This window comes from Nocardia rhamnosiphila NBRC 108938 (assembly GCF_000720425.1).
Classification (GTDB): domain Bacteria; phylum Actinomycetota; class Actinomycetes; order Mycobacteriales; family Mycobacteriaceae; genus Nocardia; species Nocardia rhamnosiphila.
On record NZ_JOAJ01000003.1, the window covers coordinates 784,858 to 810,554 of the forward strand.

Here is a 25,697-nt window from a genome sequence, read left to right on the forward strand (position 1 = left end):
CGGCTCGTCATCGCCGGGAAGGTGACGTGCTCATCGAACCACGGGTACAAAGAGGTGTGCGAATGGCAGATGACAACCGTGTCCAGATCCCACGCTGGCTGAAGCCGATGAATCGGATGATGATCGCCGTCGGCCGGGTCGGAGTTTCCCTACCCATGACCTTGCTCACGGTGCCCGGGCGGATCTCCGGAAAGCCACGCACCACACCGGTGACCCCGTTCGAATTCAATGGTGCCGAATACGTTCTGGGTGGTATTCCCGGTGCCGATTGGGTGAAGAATGTGCAGGCCGCGGAGACCGTCGAACTGAAGACGAAACGGAAGACGCGGACCGCGCGCCTGGTGGAGGTTCCGGCGGCGGAGAGCGAGCCGGTGCTCCGGGAGTTCCCGCGACTCGTACCGACCGGCGTACCGGTCATGATCAAATCCGGGGTAGTGACCAGCGACGATCCCGATGAGTTCGCCGCCCTGGCGGGCCGCTGTGTGTTGTTCCGGATCGAGAACGTCTAGACAACGCCGCACGACCATTCCACGGTGCCCCACCGTAGCCGGTAGCCGCCGATGCGAGTTGGGCGCACGCGGACAAGCACACTGCCGGGTGCGCTCATGTCGACGCCCCGTTCCCGGCGTCCTGAGACGCCGGGGGATCATTTCAGGCTCCGCTCATGTGGGCAATGAAGGCATCCCAGTCCTCCGGTGCGAAGTCCAGCGCGGGACCTGACGGATCCTTGGAATCCCGGACACCGACCCGCCTCGAGCCCAGCCAAGCGACTTCGACACAGTCCCCGCCACCCCCGCTGTACGACGACTTGAACCACTGCACACCCGATAATTCGCCCATCACTGGTCGTATCTCCTTGCGATTCTCCGTATTCGATCCCGCGAGGTCACCTCATCGAGCGCCGCGAACCGAAGCGTTTCGTATAGTGCGCGAAACCGCGTCACATCATCGGAATCCTCGAAAGTCATAGAGCCGATTGCGCCCTCCGAGTGGACTACAGCCGGTTCGCTGTCCGGGAAGTCGAGCACGATGAAAGGCTGGACGACATCACCGGTCGGTAACCCGGCGGCGAAGGGCAGCACCCGCAGAGTGACGTTGTCGTGTGTGCTCGTATCGGCGATTGCCCGGCACTGAGCCGCCATGACCCGCTTCGAACCAACCACCGTGTGCAACACATTCTCGTGCAACAAGTACTCCATCCGGGCTCTCGAGCGGCGCTGCGCGAGCCGTCGCTGGCGCTGCATCCGCATTTCTACCCGGCTGTCGATCTGCTGCTCGGGGTCGTCCGGCGCGTAGGCGCGGTAGATCGCTTTGGCATAGTCGGCCGTCTGAAGAAGGCCAGGGATCACAAGCGGTTGGAAGAACCGGAAATCGGTGGCATAGGCCTCAAGCTCGAGATAGGAACTGAATCCCTCGTGCATAAAGTGCCGATAGTTCTGCCACCAGACCTTCGTATTCGATTGCGCCGCAATAGCCATCAAGTATTCGGTGCGATCATCGGGCAGATCGAAGTAACGGCAGAGGAATTCGACCTCCCGGACCTTGATCCGCTCATACTGCCCCAGCTCGATCCGGCTCAATGTCGCCCGGCTGAACTCGGTCTCCCGGGCCACCTGTTCCAGCGTCGAACCGCGTGCATGGCGCGCGTCGCGCAACGCTCTCCCCAGTTGCCGCCGCGGCAGTGTGGTGCCGCTGAGATCCGCCTTGCTCGGCATCGTGCCTCCCCTGTTTCTCAACGAATCGCCCGGCGTTTCTCAGTTCGAGAACAATCGTAGGCAGGTACCGGGAAACGTGCTGCGACTTCCCATCGATCCCGTGACGGCCTCCCGCCGACCCACGCCGAGTCTGTGACCTGCAGCAACATAGTCGCATGTCCGAGAGATACGGAAGTCGTTGTCGCAAAGACGCTTTGCCGACGGCCTACGGCAACGCCGAGACACACGCACCGACGCGCCACACCGAATGCGACGGCCGGCTGGCCGTCTGGCGGCTCGATCGCGAGGCGATCCAGATCCTGGAGGTGCGCGAGACTTCCGGTGTGGGCGTGCCCCTGCCCGACCACACCTGCACCGACCTCGCGGATATGCGCGAGCGGTTCCCCGAGTACACCCGCCTGTGGGATGCGATCCGCCACGAGTTCTGGACACATACCGTCGCGCGGGGACTGCTCGGATGAGCGCTATCCACTACCCCGACGACGAGTCGGTCGCCGAGATCACCGCGCACTTCCTGCCGACCGTACCCGCCGGATCGCTGCCCGTACTGTTCGGCTTCCGCTTCGACGGCGAGACGATCCACGCCGAATGCGCCGAGGTCGATCCGAGCCGGGGCGTCACGGATCCGAATCCGATCCATGTGGCGGCCGCCCGGGTGCGTGCCGTCCTCGGTCCCGGCATGTTCGGACTCGGTTTCGTCTTCCTCGTTTTCGCCGATCAACTGAATTCCCGCGCCGGTACCCGGCATATCCCGGCACCCGTCCGTATCGCCGCGGCGCGACTGCCCGCCGGGTCGGATATTCTCGCGGCCGCCACCATCGATGCCACCGGTCGTCAGTGGTGGGCGGTCCGCCCCCACCACTGCGGCGCCGACCCGATACTCCTGCGGTTTCCCGCCGTCGCGCCCCGGGATTGGCGCCTACCCGAATCCATCGACGCGTCCCTGTGGACGGCCGCGCTGGCTCTCGACGACACCAACCATCCGCATCTACTGAGGCTGCGGATCACGAACCCGCGCGAACGGACCGGACTGTGAGTGCTCCCCGTGTCCGCCGCCACCGCAGCCGGCGCTCACCAGGCATCGGCGCGCTCCTCCGTCAACCGGCGCCAGGCCAGCTCCAGCCAGCTGCCGAAATGGCGGGTGAACTCGGCCGGGGTGGCCGGGCGCACCGTCACGTGGGTTCCGCGTTGTTCGGTGTAGCGGCCGTCACCGGCGATGTCGTGCCATTCCAGCAACCGGAGCGGATCGGCATTCGCGTCGAATCGCCCCATCCGGAGCACCGCGCAACCGCCACCGTCGGCCTCTCTCCGGACCAGCCGCCGATACCGGTCCCGCGCGCGGGTGCGCTGCGGATTCTCGAACTGCTCCGGCCGGGAGTCCACATCGTCGGGATGGAAGGTCTCGGGCCCGGCCGTCCCGGGCGCACACCCGGGCAACGCGGTCACCAGCCGGGCCGCCAGTTGCTCCGGCCGCAAGAGTCGCACCTGAATCGACCCGAAGTCATGGGCATTACCGGCCTGGCTCATCGTCACCGCATGACTCTCGGTGCGCGCGCCCACAATCCGGTAGTTGCGCATATCGCCGCGTCCGGTGCTGCGTTTGTGCGCGACAGTGCCGCCGAAGATCGCGATATGCATTTTCGAGGTGCCCAGCGTATCCAGGGCCACTTGGATAGTGGCGCGTTCCTCCCGCGTATACCGCTCCCGCACCGCGAGGCGATGCGCCCGGGCTTCGTCGTTGAAGGCGAAACGGCTGGTGTAGCGCAGTGGGCTGGGGAACCGGTCGTAGGCGTCGCTGTACCACAGCGCCGCGAAATCGTCCGGCTCCCACGTCCACTCGGACATCGATCATCCCTCTTTTTCGTTGCGGGACAACAGCTCCCGCGATGTATCGGCGACGTTGCGGTACCGCACCCAGTACCGCGCGGCCGGCTGACCGAGCGGCTCGTACAGCGAAACTCTCGGCTTCTAGTCGGGGTTGCGTCCGATCACGCCACCGGCGATGGTGGGCGGGATATCGCCCAGCAATTCCTCGGTGTTCTCCTGGTTGATCAGATAATCGGGCGTCGAACGCTTCGACTCGTCTTCCTGACCACCACGTCCCGCACCGGCGCCACCCATCGGCATACCCGTCATCCCACGGTTGGCCGCCGCGTTCGCCGCGGCGGCGGACGCACCCGCCGGGACGCCGGCGGCGGTATTCGGTGCGCCCTGAACCGTGCGGCCGGGAGTCTGCGACTCGGGAGCGCCCGGGGAACCGGGAGTTCCCGAAGGTGTACCGCCCGGCGAACCGGGACTTGTTGTCACACCGGCCGGTGTGGTGCCCGCCGGGACGGTGGGGGCGGCGCCGGTGGGGTCTTCCGTGGACGCGGGGTCGGTGGCGGTATCGCCGGGGTCGGTGGTGGTCGGCTGCGTCGTCTCCTCGCCGGGGGTCTCGCCCGGCGTCTCGCCCTCCGGAGTCCCCGGCGTCTCGCCCGCAGGCGTCTCCCCTGCTGTACCGGCGGGGCTCTCCGGAGAAGTAGCGCCGGGGTTCCCGGTGTCGGTGTTGTATCCGCCGGGTGGCGGGGCGGGGATATCGGTGGTGGAGGTGGGACCGACAGGGACGGGAATCACCGGTATCTGGGTATCGAGTTCCCCGAACCGGTCGACGTACTGGGTTTTCATCGCCACCCGCGCCTGCTCGGTCCGCCGACCGATCTCCTCGTCATGCCAGAACTGGTTCCAATGCCTGTTGACCCACCCCCCGGCATCCATCGGCTCAGGAATGGCCTTTTTCGTCTCCACGATCGCATCGGCCGCAGCCCGGATCCCGTTCGCCAGCGCTTCGAGTGCAGGAGTCACGGGGCGGGCATGCTTGTCGATGTAATCCTGGATGGCCTGCTTGGACTGCTCGGCGGCCGGGCCGGACCACGCCTGCGCAAGAGACGCCTGAGTGGATCGCAGGAACGTTTCGAAACCCTGCTCCCACATCAGTTTCATCAGCAGATACTTCCCTGCCTGACCGGTCGCATCGTTCACATCGAGCGGACTGAACGCGCCACTGATCTTGGGGTGATCCCAGCCGTCCGGATGCTCTCCACCCTTCGGAATGGTCGCGTCTTCATACTGCGGTGTGTCGCTCATGCCGGCCCACCAAGAAAGGCATTCAAGTCGACGACCGGGCCGGCAGGCGGCCTTTCCGGCAGGGTCTCGTTCAAAGAATTGAACGCGGCCGCGAACTCACTGTCGGCCTGCATCATCTGATCTCGCATGATCCGGAAGACGTTCTGAATGTCGTCGACGATCTTGTAATGCTGATCCATGATCTCCCAGACACCGTTGCCATCCGGGGCACCCTTCGCCTTCACCTTGTAGCGACCGACCATGGCTCGGGCGGACATCAGGTCATCGTTGGCTTCCCCCAGGCCCCAGTGATCCTGCTGAGAGATTTCCTCCGCGCTACCTTGAATCCGCACAATCTGATCTTTGAAGAACTGACAGTCGCGTTCAAGGTAAATAAAATCTTCCGGTGTCATCTGCACCGATGCCTGACCGTTGGTAGCCGCATTGAGCATGTTGGCCATCGGCCGCGGTCCGGGCTCGTCACCCATTTCTGTCCTTCCGCAGCATTATTTCGATACTCGGCTTACTCACGCGCCTGCCGGGATGTTCGGCGCAACCTTCTCAACCAAGTTTCGGGCGAGTTCGCAAGTGTCGAGATGTCCGGTCTTACTGCGAGACGGCGGATTGGTGAGCAAGAATTCAAGGCTTCCCCCGATAAGTTCAACGTTGACATTGCACGAAGCTTCGACTTGGGCCTTTCCTTGCTGCGAGACGATTGCCGACCGTCCAACGGTCTCGAATTCCAGGGTTCCGGGAAACCCCTGGTCTTTAATCATGTCGAGGGTCATATTAGTGGTGCGGATGGCAGCCGAATACCCATCGGTCTGTATCCACATGCACCCGTCCCACTTTATCCCGTTCGCACTTGCATCATCCGGCATAGGATCTCGCAGCCCCTCCGACTTCAGGGTCTCCTGTGGGATATCTGTGCACGGGTCGAACCCGGTAGGCACCTCCGCCGCGACACTCGGCGTATCCGGAGCCGTCGAACCCTTGGTAGCAGACTCACACCCCGTCAGCACCAGCACCGCCCCGCCCACCAGCGCGATCAACGCCTTACGCTTCCCCGCGGCCACCATCCGACCTCCACCGCCGATACCACCAGTCGTCCGACCCTTGGGGAGGACCGGCGTCTCCGCCCCCTGCTGCCGGCTCGCCCAGACGTTACCGGCGCTAAAAACTCGACGCAACCGCCCAAGCCTCCCGGACCTGCACGCATAGTCGACGCGCCGGCGGATTCGTCACCCTGCTCACCAACCCGCGTCGGGCGGCGACCAAATCCTTTGAGCGCCTCCGGAACGCGGTGTACCCCACTGCTTCTTGCCCGCGTAGCAGGTCTGCGGCCTGTCGTGTGGCCTACGTCGAATACCACTCCCACCGGGGCCTACGCTTCTGGCTTGGCACCGTACGACGCCTCCCGCGAGAATGCCGGGGTGACCCATGGTGATCTGACCGCTGCGCGGTGGCGGGAGCTGTCCGACGAATCGGCCATGCGGGTTGCGCGTGCCATAGCCCGCGAGAACAGCGCGGAGCTTGTCGGTGTTCACTCCCATGAGTACGTCGGCCGGCGACAGCGTATTGCCTTGTTCGACAAGGCGGGTACGCGGTTCTCGCTGGTCCCGGGCGGTCGGGTACGCCTCGGTTACGACGGGGGCCGGTTCGTCCCGTCGCCCCACCAGGCAGCCGATTTCGCCGCGAGCGCCGAGGAGTACGGTCTACCGGCGATCACGGAGTTCGTCGACACGACGACCTCACCGGATCGGATAGTGGAACTTCCAGCGATGTTTGTCGGGGTGGAGGCGCTGGATCCGTGCCTCGTGAGTGTGCCGGCCGATGATCCGCGGGTCCTCGAGTTGATCGCCGAATCCGGCGCTCGGCCCGGCGCCACCGTCGTGCTGTCGGGCGCGGACGGAGGCCTGAAAGTCGAGTTCGACGAGCTGGGGCAGGTGCGCCATGCCCAAGTGGTCGAACAGGTTTCCTACGAACAGGCGTTGCGTGCGACGGCCGCGCTGGGAGTTCGGGCGAGCACTCCGGACGAGTGGGAGTACGCCTGCGGCGCCGGAGCCTCCACCCTGTTCCGCTGGGGTGACGACAGCTTGGACGGCGGCTATCCGTTCGATCATTCGGCAGGGCCACACCGGGAGGCGAACCTATGGGGTCTGATGATCGGCCAGGATCCGTATCGGCACGAGTTCACCACCGAGCCGGCCGTCGTCTGTGGTGGTGACGGGGGCAGCGCCACCTGCGGCGGCGCCGGGTTCTTCCTGGGGTGGCTCACGTTGGCGACCGCCTACCGTGACAGAGATTTCGGGGCGTGGCTCGAATCGGACGACCGGTACGTCACCGAACTACTCATCCGGCCGGTCGCCGAGTTGATTTGAGGGCTTCGCACGTTCGTTGATATCCCGCAGCGCGGTGTCCCGAGAGCATGTGGTGATGATGGCCCACTTGCGAGTGCGGCGATTACTACGCCTATTCACCGCAGATTCTGCGGTGAATAGGCCTTCGATTCCCCGCACGGGCCTCGCCGCGCTGTCGACGAACGAGCGCACCGCGAACCATCATTCCCATGGCAAACACGCCGGACCGCGCCGAGCGCCGAACTCGACCCGACGCTGCCCCGCTCAGATCCCCAGCACCAGTTTCGCGGTGGTGAAGTAGATGATCAGCCCGGTCGCGTCGACCAGCGTCGTGACCATGGGCGCCGAGACCACCGCCGGGTCGATCCGCAGCCGCTTGGCCAGCAGCGGCATGGTGCCGCCGATGGTGGCGGCCCAGGCACAGATCAGCACCAGCGTGACCCCGACGACCACCGCGACCCGGGGGCCGACGAACAGTCCGCCGATGATCACGCCGACCACGGCGAGCATGGTCCCGAGAACCAACCCCACCCGGCACTCCCGCCAGATGACCTTGAACAGGTCGCCGCCGCGTACCTCGCCGACCGCGACCGCACGCACACAGGCCGTGGCCGCCTGCGCCCCGGCGTTACCGCCCGCACCGATGAGCAGCGGGATGAACAACGCCAACTGCGCGGCCTGCTCGAGGGTGGCCTCGAAGAACCCGGTCACGCTCACTGTAAGTGTGGCCGCGACCAGCAGCAGCATCAGCCACAGCGCGCGGTAGCGGGCGAGCTGGAACACCCCGGCGGCCATGTAGTGGCCTTCCCAGGGCGCCGAACCGGCCTGTTTGGCGACGTCCTCGCTGTCGGCGGCCTCGATGACCTCGACCGCGTCATCGATGGTGAGCAGCCCGACGAGCCGGTCTTCGCTGTCGACGACGGGCAGGTTGATGTCGTTGGTCTCGCGCATGAGGCGCGCGGCCTTCTCCGCCGAATCGGTGGCGCGGACGAACGCCGGTTCGGTGACGACGAGGTCGGCGACCATGGTGTCGGGGCCGGTGAGTACGAGTTCGCGCAGTTCCACGATGCCCTGCAGGCGGCGGCCCGCGTCGACCACGGGGAGGGTGTAGACCGTTTCGGCGTTGCCGCCCTTGAGCCGGACCGTGCGCAGGGCGTCGGCGACGGTGAGGGTGCCGGGGATCGCGACGACCTCGGGCGACATGTACCGGCCGACCGAGCCCTCGGGGTAGCCGAGCAGCGCGGCGGTCATCCGGCGTTCGCGGGGGCTCAGCCCGGCGAGGGCCTTCTTCGCCACCTTCGCCGGCGCTTCGCGCAGCATGCGAGCCCGGTCGTCGGGTGCCATGCCCTCGACGAGTTCGCGGAAACTCTGGTCCCGCAGGCCCTGCAGGATCTGCTGCTGATCGACGGGTTCGAGTTCCTCGAACACCGCCAGCGCCAGATCCTTGTCCAGCAATCGGAACGCGACCCCGGCTTCGACGGCGTCCATCCGCGCGAGTTCGTCGGCGATGACGTGCGGCGGATGGTTGTCCAGCCAGTGCAGCGCGGCATCGACGCGGTGGCTCTCGACCACGTCCTGGAGGGATTCCGACAGCGTCGTCGGCACTTCGATGAGATCGATCTGCGACATGAGAAGTCCTCGGCACAGCAGTGAGTTGCGAGTGATTTCGAAGGAAAGTCACACCGCGAGGCGCCGAGCCGGGCCGCTCCGCCGACAGCTACTGCAAGCGGAAACGCGGGCGGACGACGCCGCGCGGCCTTCGACTGGGAGGTTCGCTGCGCATTGCAACACCACCTCCTCTTAGGCCGCCGCTACGCACGTGGGTACACGCCCGATCCGGATAACTGTCTATGAATGCGAACGCATTCTTGATCAGAATACATCCTGACCACGGGAAGTCCGCATCGAAACGTTCGTCACACGGCGTTTCACACTCCCGGGCGTGTCCGCGCGCCACGGAGTTGCTCGGGATTGTCGAGAAACAGGCTGATCCGGGTCACCGCGGTGGAGATCCGGCCGCTGGGCAGCAGCGACTCCACCCGGATATCGACCGGTTCGCGGAGTGTCATATCGACAGTGGTGCCGTCCGGTCCGGCGAGGAACAGGCGGTCGCCGTCGAGAGCTGTTCCGGTGTGGTTGTAGCGGCGATGTTCGGCGACGGCCGCGATCCGGTCGAACGCGATGGTCGCGATCTCGCGGCCGCCGCGGCGCAGTACCAGCGCCCGGTCGGTGGCGTAGTGCGGGTAGGCGATATCCGCGACGAACATCGCGAACAGCAGCAGCAACGACCACAGCGACAGCACACCCAGCGAAACACTCAGCCATGCCCACGGGATCAGGATGTGGAGCACCGCCATCTCCAGCAAGGTCGCCGCCAGAAAGGCCAGTGGCATCGCCAGCACGCCCCGCGTGCCGGGCAACGGTGCGTATTCGCGGCCGTCGCAATCGGTGCGCCGGCGCAACCACAACCAGACCGCGCGGTAGGCCCGGCCCTGGTTCCGCAGGAACCCGGTTGTGCGCCCGGTCATGGTCGATCGTCCGCGCCGGTGAGCAGTTCGATCGCCCGCAGCACCGCCCGGCGCTGGGCCGGATCGGGCACGAGCGCCGGGAGGGACAGCTCGGGCCCGCTCGCGTCGACGGGAGCACCGGAAGCCGTCAGCGATTCGAAGTCGGCAGCACGCAGCCCGGCGGCGAGTTCCTGCGCCACCTGTTCGATCAGCTCCCCCGACTGTTCCACCGCCCGGCCGCTCAACCGCTCCCAACCGTGCAGCATCCGGCGGTAGCTCTCCCGCGCCGAGGTATCGGAGAACGCGCGCGCGAACCAGCTGAACATCTCGTCCGGGGTGTCGCCGGAGATGGCGATGACCTCCAGCAGATCGCGCTCCCGGTCGAGTGCGGCGCGTTCCAGGTCATCGGCCCGTTCGCGGGCGGCGTCGAACGCGTCGGCGAGCTCCGCGGGTAACGCGGTGAGCATCCGGCCCGCATCGACGGCGGCCAGCATCCGGCCGAGCCCTTCCTGCTTACGGACGAGCTGGGCGACGCGGTGGGAGATCTCGTCGTGCAGGGCCGCCAGGTCGGCGCGGAGGTCATCGGTATCCGAGGCTCCGTGTTCGGTCTCGAACACGGCGGCCACGGCGCCCAGCGGCAACCCGTTGTCGGCGAGCCAGCGGATACGCATGAGTCGCGCCAGCTCCGCAAGTCCGTAGTCGCGGTAGCCGTTGTCGGGGCGGACCGGTTCGGGAAGCAGGCCGAGCCGGTGATAGTGGCGGACGGCGCGGGGCGTCGTACCGGCGGCCGTGGCTATTTCGCTGATCCTCATGACACCAGCTTCCGGTGTGACGCTACGTCGCAGTCAAGCACCGGAATCGGAGACCGGACCCTCCCTGTGCGCGAATTTTCTGCGTACGCGATGCCGCACCCATCGGCACAGCGCCTAGGCGAGAATCGCGTCCTCGACTTCCGGCCAGGTCCGGGTGTGCCGGACCCACTCCGGGATCGGTCCGCGCTGCACACCGAAGAGATACAGATGCGGCACCAGGCCGCGTAGTGCCTGATGGACCTCGACGCGGTCGTCGATCATATGGGTGACACCGAGCTCCGCGCAGTGCACCGCCTTGTCGGCGCGTTTGCGGCAGAACCGGACATTGCCGCGCGCGATACCCGTCCGGCGGTAGAAATCGTGGTGGTCGAGCCATCGCGTGGTGCGTTCCTGCACCCGGGGCCCACATTTGGAGATCACCCACGCCCGGCCGTCGAAGCGGTCCACCAGCCGGGGCAGCACTTCGAAAGCGTGGTCACTGGGCGGGGTTCGCATGGCTTCTTCCGCGCCGCCCGAGAGGAAGACGGTATCGCCCGGACCGTCGGCGAGGGCCGCTCCCTGGATCACCCGGCCGAAATCCACGCCGAGTGTCGGTTGTTCTTTGTTCATATCTCCCCCAGTGTGACCGGTCCGCACCGGTCCGCACGACCGAATTTCCTGCCCGTATCCCCTCCGAGCACGACGCGGAACTCGGCGCTCCGCCGGACTCGGACCGGGAACTTTCGCCGCACCTGTGCGAAACCTCACCCCACCGTCCCGCCCTGGTAGCCGCTGCGGCGAACTCCCACCGAGCACGACGGGCCGGCTGCCACGCGCACAAGCCCACCGACTGCTGGAACGAGCCCTCGGCAACAGACCGGAGAGGTGCGTAACAGCCCGGATGCGGGCATCCGGAGGCGAATGGGACGAAGTGGCGACGGCGCCCGCAATTCGGCGCGGGCAACGTGCAACCGTTGCCCGTACGCCGGGATCTCGACAGAGTGGAAGTGGAGATATCTCGCCGTGGCCCCCGGGCCCGACATCTGAGGAGAGTGCTGTGCGCTTCGGAATCTTCATCCCGCAGGGGTGGCGTCTCGACCTGGTCGGTCTCGATCCCGCTACCCACTGGGAGGTGATGCGGGGTCTGGCGGCCCGCGCCGATGCGAACCCGGTGTGGGAGTCGCTGTGGGTGTACGACCATTTCCACACCGTTCCGGAGCCGAGCGAGGAAGCCACCCACGAGGCCTGGACCCTCATGTCCGCCTTCGCCGCGACCACCACCCGGGTGCGGCTGGGCCAGATGTGTACGGCGATCAGTTACCGCAACCCCGCCTACCTCGCCAAGGTCGCGGCGACTGTGGACCTGATCTCCGGCGGCCGCACCGAAATGGGTATCGGCGGCGGCTGGTACGAACACGAATGGCGCGCCTACGGATACGGTTTCCCCACCGCCGGGGAGCGGCTCGGCCGGCTCGACGAAGGGGTACAGATCTTCCGTCAGGCCTGGCAGACCGGCACCGCCACTCTCGACGGCCGCTACTACCGGGTGGACGGTGCGATTGTGCGCCCGCTACCCGCCCAGGAGGGCGGCCTGCCGCTCTGGATCGCGGGCGGCGGCGAGAAGAAAACCCTGCGTATCGCCGCGAAATACGCGAACTACACGAACTTCGCCGGTAACAACCCCGACGAGTTCACCCACAAATCGGAGATCCTGCGCACGCACTGCGCCGAGGTCGGCACCGATTTCGACGCCATCGTGCGCAGCGCCAACTTCAATGTCGCCATCGGCGCCACCGAGGCCGAGATCGAACAGCGTAAGTCCGAGCATGCCGCCCGGATCGCCCCCGTCCTGGGCGAAGAGAAGGCCCGCGCCTATGTCGACAACCTGAACAACGGCGGCGCGGCGGTCGGTACCCCGGAACAGATCGTGGAGAAACTGTCCGCCGTCCGTGATCGCGGGCTGGGCTACGCCATCTTCAACTTCCCCGAAGCGGCCTACGACACCAGCGGTATCGAACTCTTCGAACGCGAAGTGCTCCCGGCGCTGTCCTGATTCCGGGAGGCGGGTTCCCGGTGCACCGACCGCCGGCTGCACCGGGAATTGCGCCCCGCCGGCGCCCCGCACATCAGAGCGCGACGACCGTCAGCAACGGGTCCAGACCTTTGAAGTCGTCCGCATTGCGGGTGAACAACGGGAGATCGTTCGCCGAGGCGATTGCGGCGATCATCAAATCCATTCTGCGCGGTTTCGGGTTTCGTCCCGCCGCGATAACCAGTTTTGCCATCGAGGTGAACCGTCGTGCTGCGGTGGGAGAAAACGGCAGCGCATCGAAGGCGTGCTCGATCTCCAGGAGTCGTTCGGTACGGAGCGCGAGCGTTTTCGGATCCGACGCAAGGGCCACACCCAAACCCAGTTCCGCGAGCGTTACCGCACAGATCTTGGGCTGGATCGGAAGATACACGTCGTCGATGGTGGCCACATCGATGAGCACACAGGTATCCAACAAACCGACCGGATAGCGGAACTTCGCGCCGAGTTCAGTCATCCAATCGTTCTTCCCCGAAGGCGGCGTCGATTTCCGCGCGCTCGTCCACAGCATTCGCAGTGTCCGCGAACCTGGCGAGTCGACGTTTCAGTGCAGCAGTCGTCAGACTGCGCGGGGGGGTGATGGGACGTAACTCTCCGACAGGTCGTCCGTTGCGGGTGATGACGAAATCCTCGCCCGCTTCCAGCGCGTCCATCACACCCGCGCTGCTGTTGCGTAATTCGGCTTGGCTGATCGTCCTGGTCATACCCCCAATATAGCGACCGCCGCTATCTGATGCTATCGACATTACCGGGGACGACCACCGGCGCCACATGCCCACCACTACGGGGACATGGACGCCGGCAATCGCGAGGGAAATACTGTTCAGGCTCTCAGAGCATGCAGCTCACGCAGCCCTCGACCTCGGTGCCCTCCAGCGCCATCTGCCGCAGGCGGATGTAGTAGAGGGTTTTGATGCCCTTGCGCCAGGCGTAGATCTGGGCCTTGTTCAGGTCGCGGGTGGTGGCCGTGTCCTTGAAGAACAGCGTCAGCGACAGGCCCTGGTCCACGTGCTGGGTGGCCGCGGCGTAGGTGTCGATGATCTTTTCGTAGCCGATTTCGTATGCGTCCTGGTAGTAGTCCAGATTCTCGTTGGTCATGTACGGGGCCGGGTAGTAGACGCGGCCGATCTTGCCTTCCTTGCGGATCTCGATCTTCGACGCCACCGGGTGGATGGAACTGGTGGAGTGATTGATGTAGGAGATCGATCCGGTCGGCGGGACGGCCTGCAGGTTCTGGTTGTAGAGGCCGTGCTCCATGACCGCGGCCTTCAGTTCCCGCCAGTCGTCCTGGGTGGGGATACGGATACCGGCGTCGGCGAACAATCCGGCGACCCGTTCGGTCTTCGGCTCCCACACCTGGTCGGTGTACTTGTCGAAGTACTCGCCGGAGGCGTACTTGGATTCGGGGAACCCGCCGAAGTACGTACCACGTTCCCGGGCGATCATATTCGAGGCCCGCAGGGCGTGGTAGACGACGGTGTAGAAGTAGATGTTCGTGAAATCCAGGCCTTCGTCGGACCCGTAGTGGATGTGTTCGCGGGCCAGGTAGCCGTGCAGGTTCATCTGGCCGAGGCCGATGGCGTGCGAGGAGTTGTTGCCCTGTTCGATCGAGGGCACCGAATTGATATGGGTCTGATCGGAGACGGCGGTCAGGGCCCGGATGGAGACCTCGATGGTGCGCGCGAAATCCGGGGAATCCATCGCCTTGGCGATATTGAGCGATCCCAGGTTGCAGGAGATGTCCTTGCCCACGTGCGCGTAGGTGAGGTCGTCGTTGTAGATCGACGGGGTGGAGACCTGCAGGATCTCCGAGCACAGGTTGGAGTGGGTGATCTTGCCGGCGATCGGGTTGGCCCGGTTCACCGTGTCCTCGAACATGATGTAGGGGTAGCCGGATTCGAACTGCAGCTCGGCGATGGTCTGGAAGAACTCGCGCGCCTTGATCTTCGACTTGCGGATCCGCTTGTCGTCGACCATCTCGTAGTACTTCTCGGTGACGTCGACATCGGCGAACGGCTTGCCGTAGATACGTTCCACGTCGTACGGCGAGAACAGGTACATGTCCTCGTTCTTCTTGGCCAGTTCGAAGGTGATGTCCGGGATCACCACACCCAGCGACAGCGTTTTGATGCGGATCTTCTCGTCCGCGTTCTCCCGCTTGGTGTCGAGGAAACGGTAGATATCGGGGTGGTGGGCGTGCAGGTACACCGCACCCGCGCCCTGGCGCGCACCGAGCTGGTTGGCGTAGGAGAAGGAATCCTCGAGCAGTTTCATGATCGGGATGACGCCCGAGGACTGGTTCTCGATCTTCTTGATCGGGGCGCCGTGCTCACGGATATTGCTGAGCAGCAGCGCGACCCCGCCGCCGCGCTTGGACAGCTGCAACGCGGAGTTGATGGAGCGCCCGATGGACTCCATATTGTCCTCGATACGCAGCAGGAAGCAGGACACCGGTTCGCCGCGCTGCTTCTTACCGGAGTTGAGGAAGGTCGGGGTGGCCGGCTGGAAACGGCCGTCGATGATCTCCTCGACGAGTTTGCCCGCGAGCACCTCGTCACCGGCGGCCAGGGTCAGCGCGACCATGCACACCCGGTCTTCGAAACGCTCCAGGTAGCGCTTCCCGTCGAAGGTCTTGAGGGTGTAGGAGGTGTAGTACTTGAACGCGCCGAGGAAGGTGGGGAACCGGAACTTCTTGGCGTAGGCCTGCTGGAACAGCTTCTTCACGAAGGCCCGGCTGTACTGCTCGAGCACCTCGGACTCGTAGTAGTTCTCCTCGACGAGGTAGTCGAGCTTCTCGTCGAGGTTGTGGAAGAAGACGGTGTTCTGATTGACGTGCTGCAGGAAGTACTGGTGCGCGGCCTCGCGATCCTTGTCGAACTGGATCTCGCCGTTCGGACCGTACAGGTTCAGCATCGCATTGAGGGCGTGGTAGTCCAGGACCTCACCGGGCTCGCCGGCGCGCTGCGGGGGCTGCTCCAGGCGGGCGGTCATACCTGCTGGTGCTGTCGTTGTTGCTGCCAAAACAATCCCAATCCCTCACGGACGCGGGCGACGTCCTCGGCGGTTCCCATGAGTTCGAAGCGGTACAGGTAGGGCACCCCGCATTTACGCGAGATGACATCGCCTGCGAAGCAGAAGGTGTCGCCGAAGTTCGTGTTCCCGGCCGCGACGACGCCGCGCAACAGGGCGCGGTTGTGCGGATCGTTGAGGAACTTGGCGACCTGGCGCGGGACGAATTCCTTGTCGGAACGTGTCGAACCGAATACGTGCCGACCGCCCCCGTAGGTGGGGACGATCAGCACGTAGGGTTCGTCGACCCGCAGCGAGTCGGTGGTGTGCAGGGGGATCCGGAGTGCCGGGATATCCAGCTTCTCGACGAATCGGTGGGTGTTCTCCGACGCACTGGAGAAATAGACCAGAGTATGCGACTCGGACATCTCACCTCCCCGTTCCCCGACCCGGTCGGGCGCGCTGTTCGCTCGGGCTGTATCTATCACGCCTGAGCGCGGGCCCTTCGTGGTTATGCTGCGCTGCCGCCTGCGGACCTGACGCGCTCAGGCTGCGACGGTGGCCAGCGCCTTGATGCGGTCGGGCCGGAAACCGGACCAGTGCTCGTCACCGGAGACGACGACGGGGGCCTGCAGGTAGCCGAGGGCCATCACGTAGTCGCGGGCATCGGCATCGGTGGAGATATCGACGACCTGGTATTCCACCCCGGCCTTGTCGAGGGCCTTGTAGGTGGCGTTGCACTGCACGCAAGCGGGCTTGGTGTACACGGTGATCATTCGAGTCCCTCTCTCCTGTGCCTATGTGCGGTGTTCGCGGTCCTTCGTGGTGACGGTCCGCCGCCCTCCGGGCCGAGCTCACCGCATGCCTGATCCAGCCGGTGACCCGTCTGTGTTGTGCGGTGTGTCGGCACGATCGGATGATCTGCGCAAACTCCGAGGACCGACCCTGAAACGCCACGTCCGGGCCGGTTCCACCCGGTGCCGGCGGGCCGATTGCGCCGCCGTCTCCAGGCATCGATGACACTACACCTAGTGGCCGACAGAAAGAAACAACACGAGATGTTGCGAGTCACAACCATGTGATTTCACCGCTGTAAGCCGCAGGACAGCAACTCGACACGCCGTATTCACCGTGGTCCAGATCACAAATCGACCAGGCCAGTTCTCTTTCAGCAAACGCAGAAGACTACGCCTGTCACACCAGTCGCTTCGGGTCCCAGCAGACCCTCCGGCCCCGTAGGAAACCGACCGACCGGAAACGCGAGGGCCGCTCCGTCGTCGACGGAGCGGCCCTCGCGATGCGCCGAGAATCAGGCGGAGACGAGCTCCCCGCTGGCCGCGGTGACCAGAACCTTCACCGACTCGGTCAGTTCGCGCTGCGCCTCGGCGTCCTCACGCGGGTGGCCGGCGGCGAAGCGCTCGCCCCACGCGGCATAGTGCAGGTGCGCTTCCTCCACGATCTTCCCGCCGGCGATACCCACGGATTTGACCGCGTCGGCGTGCGCCCACCGGGCGGCGTTGGGGCTGATCGAACCGCTGAGAACGGCCACCGGCTTACCGCTGATCGCGCCCGCGCCGTAGGGACGGGACAGCCAATCGATCGCATTCTTCAGTACCGCCGGCAGGGTGCCGTTATATTCCGGAGTGACCAACAGCAGACCGTCGCTCGCCGCGACCGCGTCGCGCAGTGCCTGGGCGGCGGCCGGTACCGAACCCGCGATATCGATATCTTCGTTGTAGAACGGGATATCACCGATACCTTCGTAGAGGGAGACCTCGGCGCCCGCGGGCGCGGTCGAGGCCGCCGCCTCGGCGACCTGCCGACTGACCGAGGCCTCGCGAAGGCTGCCGACGAGGGCGACGATACGGGTCTGGCTCATGTTCACTCCTGCGGTACTAGTTGTGTGACGATCGCACTGCCCAGGTTAACCGGACCGCGGTCCGCTACATTCCTCCGGAGGGACGCACAGCGCCGTGAACTACGACACACTCAGTCCGGATTCCGCCGAATCCGGACCCTCGGGCGACCCGCGACCGAACCCCGCGTCGGCCGAGCCGCTCGCACTGCGGGTGCGGCCGCCGCACCGAGGGGTGGGACCCGAACTGCCCGGTACCGCCGAACCCGCCGAACGCGCCGACGCCGCGCGCAACCGGCGCCGGCTGCTCGACGCCGCACAGGAACTCGTCCGCGACCACGGCGTGGACGCCCTCACCATGGACGCGCTCGCCAAACGGGCCGGGGTCGGCAAGGGCACGGTGTTCCGGCGGTTCGGCAACCGGACCGGCCTGATGTACGCGCTGCTCGACCATTCCGAGACCCAGGCGCAGGAGGCGTTCATCTTCGGCCCACCGCCGCTGGGGCCGGGTGCGCCGCCGGTGGAACGGCTCGTCGCCTTCGGGCGGGCCCGGCTACTGGATCTCGAAGTGGCGGGCGAACTGCATCGCGCGGCCGAACTCGGCTCCTCCGAGGACCATTTCAGCAGCCGGCCCTACCTCGTACTGAAAACCCATGTGACGATGCTGCTGCGCGACGCGGGCAGCCCGGGTGATCCCGCACTGCTGGCCGACATCCTGCTGGCCGCGCTCGGCGCCGCACTCGTCCTGCACCAGCTCCGCACACTCGGGTACACGCGCGAGCAGATCGGCGACAACTGGGAAGCCCTTGTTCGTCGCGTGGCCGTTTCCACCGAGCAGTAGAGTGATCCGGCATGGGAAACCTGCGTGAACAGATCATCTCCGAACTGGGTGTGCTGCCGAACATCGAGCCGAAGGACGAGATTCGGCGCCGCGTCGATTTCCTGAAGGACTATCTGCGCGCCACACCGGCGAAGGGTTTCGTGCTCGGCATCAGCGGGGGCCAGGACAGCGCCCTCGCCGGACGGCTGTGCCAGCTGGCCGTCGAAGAGTTGCGCGCCGAAGGTCACGAGGTCCGCTTCGTCGCGGTGCGGCTACCCTACGGTGTTCAATCCGACGAAGCCGATGCCCGCGTCGCCATGACCTTCGTCGCGCCCGACGAATCGGTGGTGGTGAACGTCCGGCCGGGCGCCAACGCCGTGGCGGCCGAGGTGGCCTCGGCCCTCAAGGTCGGCAAACTACGAGATTTCGTGCGCGGCAACATCAAGGCCCGCGAGCGGATGGTGATCCAGTACGCCATCGCCGGTCAGGACAACCTGCTGGTGATCGGTACCGATCACGCCGCCGAAGCGGTCACCGGGTTCTTCACCAAGTACGGCGACGGCGGCGTGGACGTCACCCCGCTCGCCGGTCTGACCAAACGGCAGGGCGCCGCGCTGCTCGAGGAATTGGGCGCACCCGCGCGCCTGTCGTCCAAGGTGCCGACCGCGGATCTGGAGGACGACCGTCCGGCGCTGCCCGACGAGGAAGCGCTCGGCCTGCGCTACAGCGAGATCGACGACTACCTCGAGGGCAAGGATGTCACCGACGAGGTGGCGAAACGTATCGAAACGACCTTCCGCAACACCCGGCACAAGCGGGCCGTTCCGGTCGCCCCGCTCGACGACTGGTGGCGCTGAGCGAATCCGCTCGGATCGACACGAACGCCGCTTACTCGAAGCACACTGCAAGTGGTCGACCTTGCTGTCGCGTGATATCGCAGGGTCGGCCGGGCGAGGCTGGACGCGCCCGGTACCCATGACCGACGATGTCCGCATGTTGCTCACGCGCCAGGCCGAACTGTTCGAAGGCTCCCGGGCCCGCCTGGAGGCGATCGCCTATCGCCTGCTGGGTTCGGCCGGCGATGCCGAGGACGCGGTGCAGGAGACCTACCTGCGCTGGCAGGCCGCCGACCGCGAGCACATCGAGACGCCCGAGGCGTGGCTGACCAAGGTGCTCACCAATCTCTGCCTCAACCAGCTCACCTCCGCCCGTGCCCGCCGGGAGACCTACGTGGGGCAGTGGCTTCCGGAACCGGTGCTGGCCGGCAGCTCGATGCTGGGCCCGGCCGACACCGTGGAACAGCGGGAATCGGTATCGATCGCCATGCTCACGCTGATGGAGCGGCTCACCGCCAAGGAGCGTGTGGTGTACATACTGCGCGAGGCCTTCGGCTATCCGCACCACGAGATCGCCGACCTGCTCGACGTCACCGAAACCAACTGCCAGCAGATCTATCGCCGCGCAAAACAGCATCTCTCGATGGAACGGGCGCGCATCGAGGTCGACGAGGCCGCCGCTCGACGGATCGTGGAGGAGTTCCTGACCGCGGCGGTCAGTGGGCAGACCGAGACGCTGGTGGCCCTGCTCACCGACGATGCCTCCATCGTCGGCGACGGCGGAAGGTTCATCGCGACATTGAGCAGGCCGCTGCTCGGCGCGGAGCGCGTCGCGCGTTTCGTGCGTATCGCGATCAAGTCGTCGAACGGCACATGGAACAAGCTCGGCGGCAAGCCCGAGATGTTCGCGGCCATCGCCAACGGCATGCCCGCGCTGGTGCTGGTGTCCGAGGGCCGGGTCGTCGGCATCCTGGTCCTGCAGGTCACCGTGGACGGCATCGCCGCCGTGCACGGCCACGTCAACCCCGACAAGCTGGCATACGCCAACCGCCAGTGGGCCACCTACGCACCGGGAGCACCGCTGCCCGAATTGTGGTGACCCACATCACAGACGATCGCTGTCAGCATTCAACCGCCGGCGAAGGGGGGCATGACATCGACGCGCGGGGTCAGTGTCGCCGTACTGTCCCGGGTCAGTTCGTCACCCATCAGATAAGCGCAGACGGCGAGCATCTTGTCCAGGCCGGGACCATAGGTCTCGGTGAGCCGGGAACGAAGGTCGGCGATCGTGGCGCCGGGGGGCAGGTCCAGGGTCTCGGTGTCCTTGCCGACCGCATCGGCCACGGCGGCGAAGTAGCGGACCTCAACCACCTATTGCTCCCATCGTGCGTTCCGGGGGGACGAAATCCTCGGCATCGATACCGTGACCCGCCCATTTCTGCCACATCGCGCCGCGCCACAGCTGCGCGAGTTCCGCATCGCTCGCCCCGGCGCGCAGACTCGCGCGCAGATCGAACTCCTGATCACTGAACAGGCAGGACCGCAGCATACCGTCGGCGGTGAGCCGGGTGCGGTCACAGGTATCGCAGAATTTGCGGGTCACCGAGGCGATGATGCCGACAGTGGCGGGGCCCCCGTCGACCAGCCAGGTCTCCGCGGGTGCGGCCGGATCGTCGCGGCCGACGGCGGTGAGCCGGAACCGGGCGCCCAGCACCTCCAGCAGTTCGGCGGCGGTCACCATATCGGTCCTCGCCCATTCGTGGTCGGCGTCCAGCGGCATCTCCTCGATGAACCGCAGTTCGCACCCTTCGTCCAGGCACCAGCGCAGCAGGTCGGTGGCGCCGTGCAGGGTCTGCCGCATAAGGACCGCGTTCAACTTCACCGGCGCCAGCCCGGCCGCGACGGCGGCACGGATACCCGACAGCGCCGAGTCCAGCCGGTCCCGGCGGGTCAACCGGGCGAAATCGGCCCGGTCCACGGTATCGAGGGAGATATTGACCCGGCTCAGCCCGGCGGCCGCCAATCCGGCGGCGCGATGCCGCAGGCCGACCCCGTTGGAGGTCATGGCCAGGGGCACCTCCGGTACCGCCGCGTGACAGCCGGCCACGATCTCCTCCAGATCGCGGCGCATCAGCGGTTCGCCGCCGGTGAACCGCACCTCGCGTACACCCAGATCGCGGACGGCGAGCGTGACCAGGCGAACGATCTCGGCCGCCGTGAGCAACTCCGCGGGCGGGATGGCCGGCAGCCCTTCCTCGGGCATGCAGTAGGTACAGCGCAGCGAGCACTTCTCCGTGATGGACACCCGCAGATCCCGCGCGGTCCTGCCGAACCGATCCACCAGCAGCGGCGTTTCCGGACGTCCATCGAAAGAAGGGCGCCCGGACCGCACGGTGGGAATCCCCATTTCGACCAGCGTCACGCCTCCATTATGTACGCCGGGTCCACCTCGATATCGAGCCTCCGCGGTATCGGCCGGTACCGAGCACCCGGCCCGCGCGTCGCCGTAGGCCACGACCGGCGGCGATCGTCCGGTACGCGCTACTAGTCTGGGCCTATGATTTCTCGGCCCGCCAGTCGTCCGGCCCGGTCGGCGGACGACTACCGCGACACCATCGAACAGCTGTTGCGGCCACTGACCGCCCGGCCGGTGGAGGACGTCCCGGTGGCCGAGGCACTCGGACGCCGGCTGGCCCAGGATCAGCACGCGCCGATCGATCTGCCCGTTTTCCGTAACTCCGCCATGGACGGCTACGCCGTGCGCGCGCAGGATGTCGCGGTCACCCCGGTGACCCTGCCGACCACCGGTGTGATCGCCGCCGGTGATCCCGGCCACGAAGCGCTGACACCGGAGACCGCGCGCAAGGTGATGACCGGGGCGCCGCTCCCGGCCGGCGCCGACTGTGTGGTCCCGGTGGAGGATACGACCGCCGGCGACCACTCGGTGCGGATCGCCCGGGGCCGTTCGGCCGGCGAATTCGTCCGGGAGCCGGGCAGCGATATCCGGGCGGGTGCCGAACTCGTCCCCGCCGCGACCGTGCTCGCCCCGCGTCATATCGCGGCGCTGGCCGCGGCGGGTGTGGGCCGGGTCCCGGTGTTCGCACCGGTGCGGGCGGTCGTCATCAGCACCGGAAGCGAGTTGGTGCCCGCCGGCACCGAGCTGCGGCCGGGGCAGATCTACAACTCCAACGGAATCGCATTGGCGGCCGCGCTCACCGCCAACGGTGTCGCGGTGACCGGTGTCGAGCACTGCGGTGACGAACCCGCGGACTTCCGGCAGCTGCTCCACTCCGCGACCGCCGCCGCCGATCTGGTGATCACCACGGGCGGGGTGTCCAAAGGCGATTTCGAAGTCGTCCGGGAGGTCCTCATCCCACTCGGCGGCGAGTTCGGCTCGGTGGCCATGCAACCGGGCGGCCCCCAGGGCCTCACGGTCGTCGACGGTGTGCCGGTGCTGAGTTTCCCGGGGAACCCGGTGAGCGCGGTGGTGTCGTTCGAGGTGCTGGCCCGGCCGATCCTGCGGCACCTCTCCGGGCTGGACCCGGTACCCGAATACGAGCTTCCGCTGCTGGGCGCGGTGCGCCGCTCGCCCGAGGGCCGCCGTCAGTTCCTGCGCGGGCGGCTGGTCCGCAACGGCACGCGGCCGCACGCGGTGGAGGTGGTTTCCGGACCCGGTTCCCATCTCGTCGCGAGTATGGCGGCGGCCGATGTGCTGATCGATATTCCGGCCGCGGTGACCGAACTCGCGCCGGGCACGACTGTGCGAGTGTGGACGTTATGAGCGAGTTGTCACATGTGGATGCCGAAGGCCGCGCCCGCATGGTGGATGTGAGCGCCAAGGCCGATACCGCGCGGATCGCCGTCGCGGGCGGGGAACTGCGCACCACCGCGGAGGTGGTGGCGCTGGTGCGCGCCAACGATATGCCGAAGGCCGATGTTCTCGCGACCGCCCGGCTGGCCGGAATCGCGGGCGCCAAGAAGACCGCCGAACTCATTCCGCTGTGCCATCAGCTCGCGCTGTCCTCGGTGAAGGTCGAATTCGGTTTCACCGACTCCACCATCACCATCGAGGCCACCGCCAAGACCACCGGACCCACCGGGGTGGAGATGGAAGCGCTGACGGCGGTGGCCGTGGCCGGACTCACCCTGCACGACATGGTGAAAGCGGTCGACCCGGCGGCGGAGCTGAACGGCGTACGCCTGCTCAGTAAAGAGGGCGGAAAACGCGGCCACTGGACCCGCGCGCAGTCACCGGCCGAGAGCGGGACCGCCCCGCATCCGGTGCCGCACTCCGAAGCGGAAACACATGCGGCCACTCCCCGAAGCGATATCAGCGGCACCGCGGTGGTGCTCGTGGCCTCCACCGGCGCGGCGGCCGGAACCCGGACCGACACCACCGGACCACGGCTGGTGTCCTGGCTGCGCGATCTCGGGTACACCGTCCGCGGGCCCCTCGTCTACGCCGACGCCGAGATCGCCGACGGCCTGGCCGACGCGCTGCACACCACCCCCGACCTGGTGGTGACCACCGGCGGTACCGGCGCCTCCCCCACCGACCACACCCCGGAGGCGACCGCGGCCCTGCTGGACCGGGAACTGCCCGGGGTCGCCGAGGCGATCCGGCAGCGCGGCACGGCGAAGTTTCCGCTCGCGGCGCTCAGCCGCGGCGTCGCGGGACTGGCCGGCCGTTCGGTGGTGGTGAATCTGCCCGGTTCCCCGGGCGGGGTGAAAGACGGTATCGCGGTACTGGAACCGCTGCTCACGCATCTGCTCGCGCAGGTGGCCGGCGGCGGTGCGCACGAGAACGACAGTGCGCGCAAGACCTCCGGCGCGCCGCGGGAGAAGAATATCGGGAACGAGAGCGCACATGCCTGACCTGTCCACCGGAACCCCCGGCCGCGAGCACCCCGCGGCGGGCGGCGGAGTACGGCTCGCCGAGATCAGTGACCGGGCCCTGGATCCCGCCGTCGTCGACGCGGCCGTCCGCGGACCGCACCACGGGGCGGTGGTGCTGTTCACCGGCGTGGTCCGTGATCACGACGGCGGCCAGGCGGTTTCGGCGCTGGAGTACTCGGCACATCCGGAAGCGATCCGTTTTCTGCGCGAATGCTGCGCCGCGGTCGCCGAATCGAGCGGTCTGCCGGTGGCGGCCGTGCACCGCGTCGGCGATCTGGTGGTGGGTGATCTGGCGATCGTGACGGCGGTGGCCGCACCGCATCGCGCCGAGGCCTTCGCGGCATGCTCGACGCTGGTGGACCGGATCAAACACGAAGTGCCGATCTGGAAACGTCAACTGTTCGCCGACGGACTCTCCGAATGGGTCAACGCCTGCGGGTAGTCGTCGTCGGCCGCCGCCCGCGCGATATCGGGGACGTAGCGCCAGACCGCCAGCATCTCCTGCTCATCCAGGTGTTCGGGTCCGCTGTGCACCGTCGCGCGCAACCGTTCCAGTACCGCGTCGGTATCCAGACCGGTGCCGATGAGCACCAGTTCGGTCCCGGCGCCGCGGGGGGCCCGGTCGGCCGGTTCCAGGGTGATCGCGCGCCCGACCAGGTGCAGGAGGAAGCGGCCGGGCCCGGGCGCGGCGAAGGTGACGAAACCTTTTGCCCGGAACAGCCCGGCGGGCGGTTTCTCCAGGAAATCGACCAGTCGGCGCGGATGCAGCGCCGTGGTCTCGGTGAACACCACACTGGTGTAGTCGTCGTGCAGATGCCGGTGATCGCCGTCGTGCTCGTCGTGCTCGTGCTCCTCGCGCAGCAGTTCGTCGAGACTCAGCTGCTCGCCGATCCGGGGTTCGCCGCGGCGGCGCGGATCGAACAGCAGACCCGGATCGATCCGTCCGCGCGTGGTCGCGTACACCGGTGCGCCGCCGGTCAGTTCCGTGATCTCGGCGCGCAACCCGTCCAGTTGGGCCGCACCGACCCGGTCGGCCTTGTTCACCACCACCAGATCGGCCAGACGCAGATGGCTCGCCAGTTCCGGATGCCGCGCCCGGCTCCCGGCGAACTCCCCGGCGTCCACCACTTCGAGCAGCCCGCCGTAGCGGATCCGGGAGTTCTCGCTGCCCACCACCATGCGCACCAGATTGCGCGGTTCGGCCAGACCGCTGGCCTCCACCACGATCACATCGATACCGGCGCGGGGATCGGTCAACCGGGTGAACAGATCGTCGAGTTCGGAGACGTCCACCGCGCAGCACACACAGCCGTTGCCCAGCGACACCATGGCGTCGACCTGGCCCGCCACCAGCATCGCGTCGATGTTCACGGCACCGAAATCGTTGACCACCACCCCGATCCGGGTGCCCCGGTTGTTGCGCAACAGGTCGTTGAGAAGAGTGGTCTTTCCCGCACCGAGGAATCCGGCCACGATCACCACGGGTATACGCTCAGCCACCGGGCAATAGTATTGGCGTGCCTTCGGCGCGCGGGGCCGAGGGGCTCCGGGACCCGAGCCTCCGGCTCATGCGATGTGCGGTCGGCCGCCCGCGGAATGCCGACCATTGAGCACCTTCCGCCAAGGGGGACCGGCCTCGACCCTTTTATGCCCCGTGAGACTCGGCCCTCGATACGACCGACTTCAGGACATCCGGTGCACCACCCGCCCGCATTCC

The 25,697-nt window shown here is 66.6% G+C and carries 30 protein-coding genes; 11 read left to right on the forward strand and 19 right to left on the reverse strand.

What is annotated here, in order from left to right:
- Positions 1-62: 62 nt before the first annotated feature.
- Positions 63-509 (forward strand): nitroreductase family deazaflavin-dependent oxidoreductase, encoded by a 447-nt coding sequence (locus IG75_RS0115495; protein WP_030521976.1) that lies wholly within the window; start codon positions 63-65, stop codon positions 507-509.
- A gap of 142 nt (positions 510-651) precedes the next feature.
- Here IG75_RS0115495 and IG75_RS0115500 read toward each other — a convergent pair whose 3' ends face one another.
- Positions 652-840 (reverse strand): DUF397 domain-containing protein, encoded by a 189-nt coding sequence (locus tag IG75_RS0115500; protein ID WP_030521977.1) that lies wholly within the window; start codon positions 838-840, stop codon positions 652-654.
- Positions 840-1,715 carry a helix-turn-helix domain-containing protein gene (locus IG75_RS0115505; RefSeq protein ID WP_030521978.1) on the reverse strand — a complete coding sequence of 292 codons (876 nt, stop codon included), beginning with the start codon at positions 1,713-1,715 and terminating at the stop codon, positions 840-842. The genes IG75_RS0115500 and IG75_RS0115505 overlap by 1 nt, the downstream gene beginning before the upstream one ends.
- A 155-nt stretch (positions 1,716-1,870) precedes the next feature.
- Here IG75_RS0115505 and IG75_RS0115510 point away from each other — a divergent pair, with 155 nt between their 5' ends.
- Both IG75_RS0115510 and IG75_RS0115515 read left to right on the forward strand, forming a co-directional pair.
- Positions 1,871-2,176 (forward strand): hypothetical protein, encoded by a 306-nt coding sequence (locus IG75_RS0115510; RefSeq protein WP_156058924.1) that lies wholly within the window; start codon positions 1,871-1,873, stop codon positions 2,174-2,176.
- On the forward strand, positions 2,173-2,751 hold the full coding sequence (locus IG75_RS0115515) for a hypothetical protein (protein ID WP_030521980.1): 579 nt from the start codon (positions 2,173-2,175) through the stop codon (positions 2,749-2,751). The genes IG75_RS0115510 and IG75_RS0115515 overlap by 4 nt, the downstream gene beginning before the upstream one ends.
- Positions 2,752-2,786: 35 nt before the next feature.
- Here the strand turns inward: IG75_RS0115515 and IG75_RS0115520 are convergent, their stop codons facing one another.
- The 4 genes from IG75_RS0115520 to IG75_RS0115535 all read right to left on the reverse strand — a co-directional run bounded on the left by IG75_RS0115520 (position 2,787) and on the right by IG75_RS0115535 (position 5,896).
- Positions 2,787-3,560, reverse strand: a complete 774-nt coding sequence (locus tag IG75_RS0115520; protein ID WP_030521981.1) for an ESX secretion-associated protein EspG — start codon at positions 3,558-3,560, stop codon at positions 2,787-2,789.
- A 123-nt stretch (positions 3,561-3,683) separates the two neighbouring features.
- Complete coding sequence (locus IG75_RS0115525; RefSeq protein WP_030521982.1) at positions 3,684-4,838, reverse strand: WXG100 family type VII secretion target; 1,155 nt, start codon at positions 4,836-4,838, stop codon at positions 3,684-3,686.
- Entirely contained in the window at positions 4,835-5,305 is a 471-nt protein-coding gene (locus IG75_RS0115530) for a hypothetical protein (protein ID WP_245713148.1), read from the reverse strand. The genes IG75_RS0115525 and IG75_RS0115530 overlap by 4 nt, the downstream gene beginning before the upstream one ends.
- Before the next feature lie 39 nt (positions 5,306-5,344).
- A complete protein-coding gene (locus IG75_RS0115535; RefSeq protein WP_051714588.1) occupies positions 5,345-5,896 on the reverse strand; it encodes a DUF3558 domain-containing protein in 552 nt (183 codons plus the stop codon).
- Positions 5,897-6,214: 318 nt separating this feature from the next.
- On the opposite strand from IG75_RS0115535, the gene IG75_RS0115540 reads away from it, so the two are divergent.
- Complete coding sequence (locus tag IG75_RS0115540) at positions 6,215-7,198, forward strand: hypothetical protein (protein WP_210436813.1); 984 nt, start codon at positions 6,215-6,217, stop codon at positions 7,196-7,198.
- A 243-nt stretch (positions 7,199-7,441) separates the two neighbouring features.
- Here the strand turns inward: IG75_RS0115540 and mgtE are convergent, their stop codons facing one another.
- The 4 genes from mgtE to IG75_RS0115560 all read right to left on the reverse strand — a co-directional run bounded on the left by mgtE (position 7,442) and on the right by IG75_RS0115560 (position 11,105).
- Entirely contained in the window at positions 7,442-8,806 is a 1,365-nt protein-coding gene (mgtE, locus tag IG75_RS0115545; protein WP_030521986.1) for a magnesium transporter, read from the reverse strand.
- A gap of 299 nt (positions 8,807-9,105) precedes the next feature.
- Complete coding sequence (locus tag IG75_RS0115550) at positions 9,106-9,705, reverse strand: hypothetical protein (protein ID WP_030521987.1); 600 nt, start codon at positions 9,703-9,705, stop codon at positions 9,106-9,108.
- Positions 9,702-10,496, reverse strand: coding sequence for a MerR family transcriptional regulator (locus tag IG75_RS0115555; protein ID WP_030521988.1), 795 nt, complete (start codon positions 10,494-10,496; stop codon positions 9,702-9,704). The genes IG75_RS0115550 and IG75_RS0115555 overlap by 4 nt, the downstream gene beginning before the upstream one ends.
- A 114-nt stretch (positions 10,497-10,610) precedes the next feature.
- Entirely contained in the window at positions 10,611-11,105 is a 495-nt protein-coding gene (locus tag IG75_RS0115560) for a hypothetical protein (RefSeq protein ID WP_030521989.1), read from the reverse strand.
- Between the two features lie 427 nt (positions 11,106-11,532).
- Between IG75_RS0115560 and IG75_RS0115565 the strand changes: the two genes are divergently transcribed.
- Positions 11,533-12,528, forward strand: coding sequence for an LLM class F420-dependent oxidoreductase (locus tag IG75_RS0115565; RefSeq protein WP_030521990.1), 996 nt, complete (start codon positions 11,533-11,535; stop codon positions 12,526-12,528).
- Positions 12,529-12,601: 73 nt separating this feature from the next.
- Here the strand turns inward: IG75_RS0115565 and IG75_RS0115570 are convergent, their stop codons facing one another.
- The 6 genes from IG75_RS0115570 to IG75_RS0115595 form a co-directional block, all read right to left on the reverse strand.
- A complete protein-coding gene (locus IG75_RS0115570) occupies positions 12,602-13,021 on the reverse strand; it encodes a type II toxin-antitoxin system VapC family toxin (protein WP_051714589.1) in 420 nt (139 codons plus the stop codon).
- On the reverse strand, positions 13,014-13,268 hold the full coding sequence (locus IG75_RS0115575) for a type II toxin-antitoxin system Phd/YefM family antitoxin (protein ID WP_030521992.1): 255 nt from the start codon (positions 13,266-13,268) through the stop codon (positions 13,014-13,016). The genes IG75_RS0115570 and IG75_RS0115575 overlap by 8 nt, the downstream gene beginning before the upstream one ends.
- Positions 13,269-13,395: 127 nt before the next feature.
- Positions 13,396-15,555, reverse strand: a complete 2,160-nt coding sequence (gene nrdE, locus IG75_RS0115580; RefSeq protein WP_030521993.1) for a class 1b ribonucleoside-diphosphate reductase subunit alpha — start codon at positions 15,553-15,555, stop codon at positions 13,396-13,398.
- Positions 15,552-16,001, reverse strand: a complete 450-nt coding sequence (gene nrdI, locus IG75_RS0115585; RefSeq protein ID WP_030521994.1) for a class Ib ribonucleoside-diphosphate reductase assembly flavoprotein NrdI — start codon at positions 15,999-16,001, stop codon at positions 15,552-15,554. Before nrdI ends, nrdE begins: the two co-directional genes overlap by 4 nt.
- A gap of 117 nt (positions 16,002-16,118) precedes the next feature.
- Positions 16,119-16,349, reverse strand: a complete 231-nt coding sequence (nrdH, locus tag IG75_RS0115590; protein ID WP_030521995.1) for a glutaredoxin-like protein NrdH — start codon at positions 16,347-16,349, stop codon at positions 16,119-16,121.
- A gap of 533 nt (positions 16,350-16,882) precedes the next feature.
- Positions 16,883-17,452 (reverse strand): NAD(P)H-dependent oxidoreductase, encoded by a 570-nt coding sequence (locus IG75_RS0115595; protein ID WP_030521996.1) that lies wholly within the window; start codon positions 17,450-17,452, stop codon positions 16,883-16,885.
- A 190-nt stretch (positions 17,453-17,642) separates the two neighbouring features.
- Here IG75_RS0115595 and IG75_RS0115600 point away from each other — a divergent pair, with 190 nt between their 5' ends.
- The 3 genes from IG75_RS0115600 to sigJ all read left to right on the forward strand — a co-directional run bounded on the left by IG75_RS0115600 (position 17,643) and on the right by sigJ (position 20,183).
- Complete coding sequence (locus IG75_RS0115600; RefSeq protein ID WP_373863735.1) at positions 17,643-18,269, forward strand: TetR/AcrR family transcriptional regulator; 627 nt, start codon at positions 17,643-17,645, stop codon at positions 18,267-18,269.
- Positions 18,270-18,280: 11 nt separating this feature from the next.
- Positions 18,281-19,105, forward strand: a complete 825-nt coding sequence (gene nadE / locus IG75_RS0115605) for an ammonia-dependent NAD(+) synthetase (protein ID WP_030521998.1) — start codon at positions 18,281-18,283, stop codon at positions 19,103-19,105.
- A gap of 136 nt (positions 19,106-19,241) precedes the next feature.
- The gene (gene sigJ / locus IG75_RS0115610) at positions 19,242-20,183 is read left to right on the forward strand and encodes an RNA polymerase sigma factor SigJ (RefSeq protein WP_030521999.1); all 942 of its coding nucleotides are present in this window, start codon (positions 19,242-19,244) and stop codon (positions 20,181-20,183) included.
- A 29-nt stretch (positions 20,184-20,212) separates the two neighbouring features.
- On the opposite strand, the gene IG75_RS0115615 is transcribed toward sigJ, so the two are convergent.
- Positions 20,213-20,455, reverse strand: coding sequence for a MoaD/ThiS family protein (locus tag IG75_RS0115615; RefSeq protein WP_030522000.1), 243 nt, complete (start codon positions 20,453-20,455; stop codon positions 20,213-20,215).
- Positions 20,448-21,506, reverse strand: coding sequence for a GTP 3',8-cyclase MoaA (gene moaA, locus IG75_RS0115620; protein ID WP_030522001.1), 1,059 nt, complete (start codon positions 21,504-21,506; stop codon positions 20,448-20,450). Before moaA ends, IG75_RS0115615 begins: the two co-directional genes overlap by 8 nt.
- A 135-nt stretch (positions 21,507-21,641) precedes the next feature.
- On the opposite strand from moaA, the gene IG75_RS0115625 reads away from it, so the two are divergent.
- Genes IG75_RS0115625 through IG75_RS0115635 form a run of 3 tightly spaced genes read left to right on the forward strand, consistent with a single transcriptional unit; the run spans position 21,642 to position 24,422 of the window.
- Entirely contained in the window at positions 21,642-22,865 is a 1,224-nt protein-coding gene (locus IG75_RS0115625) for a molybdopterin molybdotransferase MoeA (protein ID WP_030522002.1), read from the forward strand.
- Positions 22,862-23,959 carry a bifunctional molybdenum cofactor biosynthesis protein MoaC/MoaB gene (moaCB, locus tag IG75_RS0115630; protein ID WP_081876897.1) on the forward strand — a complete coding sequence of 366 codons (1,098 nt, stop codon included), beginning with the start codon at positions 22,862-22,864 and terminating at the stop codon, positions 23,957-23,959. The genes IG75_RS0115625 and moaCB overlap by 4 nt, the downstream gene beginning before the upstream one ends.
- Positions 23,952-24,422, forward strand: coding sequence for a molybdenum cofactor biosynthesis protein MoaE (locus tag IG75_RS0115635; protein ID WP_081876898.1), 471 nt, complete (start codon positions 23,952-23,954; stop codon positions 24,420-24,422). The genes moaCB and IG75_RS0115635 overlap by 8 nt, the downstream gene beginning before the upstream one ends.
- Here the strand turns inward: IG75_RS0115635 and IG75_RS0115640 are convergent.
- Positions 24,374-25,480: a CobW family GTP-binding protein gene (locus IG75_RS0115640; protein ID WP_168165619.1), complete on the reverse strand. Its 1,107-nt coding sequence runs from the start codon at positions 25,478-25,480 to the stop codon at positions 24,374-24,376. The genes IG75_RS0115635 and IG75_RS0115640 overlap by 49 nt on opposite strands.
- Positions 25,481-25,697: the final 217 nt, after the last annotated feature.

Excerpts from the sequence above, each read along its gene's own strand:
- mgtE (WP_030521986.1), bottom strand. The coding sequence starts at position 8,806 with ATGTCGCAGATCGATCTCATCGAAGTGCCGACGACGCTGTCGGAATCC.
- IG75_RS0115525 (WP_030521982.1), bottom strand. The coding sequence starts at position 4,838 with ATGAGCGACACACCGCAGTATGAAGACGCGACCATTCCGAAGGGTGGA.
- sigJ (WP_030521999.1), top strand. The coding sequence starts at position 19,242 with ATGTTGCTCACGCGCCAGGCCGAACTGTTCGAAGGCTCCCGGGCCCGC.
- IG75_RS0115530 (WP_245713148.1), bottom strand. The coding sequence starts at position 5,305 with ATGGGTGACGAGCCCGGACCGCGGCCGATGGCCAACATGCTCAATGCG.
- nadE (WP_030521998.1), top strand. The coding sequence starts at position 18,281 with ATGGGAAACCTGCGTGAACAGATCATCTCCGAACTGGGTGTGCTGCCG.
- IG75_RS0115570 (WP_051714589.1), bottom strand. The coding sequence starts at position 13,021 with ATGACTGAACTCGGCGCGAAGTTCCGCTATCCGGTCGGTTTGTTGGAT.
- moaCB (WP_081876897.1), top strand. The coding sequence starts at position 22,862 with ATGAGCGAGTTGTCACATGTGGATGCCGAAGGCCGCGCCCGCATGGTG.
- IG75_RS0115575 (WP_030521992.1), bottom strand. The coding sequence starts at position 13,268 with ATGACCAGGACGATCAGCCAAGCCGAATTACGCAACAGCAGCGCGGGT.
- IG75_RS0115560 (WP_030521989.1), bottom strand. The coding sequence starts at position 11,105 with ATGAACAAAGAACAACCGACACTCGGCGTGGATTTCGGCCGGGTGATC.
- nrdH (WP_030521995.1), bottom strand. The coding sequence starts at position 16,349 with ATGATCACCGTGTACACCAAGCCCGCTTGCGTGCAGTGCAACGCCACC.
- IG75_RS0115520 (WP_030521981.1), bottom strand. The coding sequence starts at position 3,560 with ATGTCCGAGTGGACGTGGGAGCCGGACGATTTCGCGGCGCTGTGGTAC.
- IG75_RS0115535 (WP_051714588.1), bottom strand. The coding sequence starts at position 5,896 with ATGGTGGCCGCGGGGAAGCGTAAGGCGTTGATCGCGCTGGTGGGCGGG.
- IG75_RS0115625 (WP_030522002.1), top strand. The coding sequence starts at position 21,642 with ATGATTTCTCGGCCCGCCAGTCGTCCGGCCCGGTCGGCGGACGACTAC.
- IG75_RS0115555 (WP_030521988.1), bottom strand. The coding sequence starts at position 10,496 with ATGAGGATCAGCGAAATAGCCACGGCCGCCGGTACGACGCCCCGCGCC.
- IG75_RS0115500 (WP_030521977.1), bottom strand. The coding sequence starts at position 840 with ATGGGCGAATTATCGGGTGTGCAGTGGTTCAAGTCGTCGTACAGCGGG.
- IG75_RS0115505 (WP_030521978.1), bottom strand. The coding sequence starts at position 1,715 with ATGCCGAGCAAGGCGGATCTCAGCGGCACCACACTGCCGCGGCGGCAA.
- IG75_RS0115495 (WP_030521976.1), top strand. The coding sequence starts at position 63 with ATGGCAGATGACAACCGTGTCCAGATCCCACGCTGGCTGAAGCCGATG.
- IG75_RS0115510 (WP_156058924.1), top strand. The coding sequence starts at position 1,871 with ATGTCCGAGAGATACGGAAGTCGTTGTCGCAAAGACGCTTTGCCGACG.
- IG75_RS0115635 (WP_081876898.1), top strand. The coding sequence starts at position 23,952 with ATGCCTGACCTGTCCACCGGAACCCCCGGCCGCGAGCACCCCGCGGCG.
- IG75_RS0115595 (WP_030521996.1), bottom strand. The coding sequence starts at position 17,452 with ATGAGCCAGACCCGTATCGTCGCCCTCGTCGGCAGCCTTCGCGAGGCC.
- nrdE (WP_030521993.1), bottom strand. The coding sequence starts at position 15,555 with ATGACCGCCCGCCTGGAGCAGCCCCCGCAGCGCGCCGGCGAGCCCGGT.
- IG75_RS0115515 (WP_030521980.1), top strand. The coding sequence starts at position 2,173 with ATGAGCGCTATCCACTACCCCGACGACGAGTCGGTCGCCGAGATCACC.
- IG75_RS0115550 (WP_030521987.1), bottom strand. The coding sequence starts at position 9,705 with ATGACCGGGCGCACAACCGGGTTCCTGCGGAACCAGGGCCGGGCCTAC.
- nrdI (WP_030521994.1), bottom strand. The coding sequence starts at position 16,001 with ATGTCCGAGTCGCATACTCTGGTCTATTTCTCCAGTGCGTCGGAGAAC.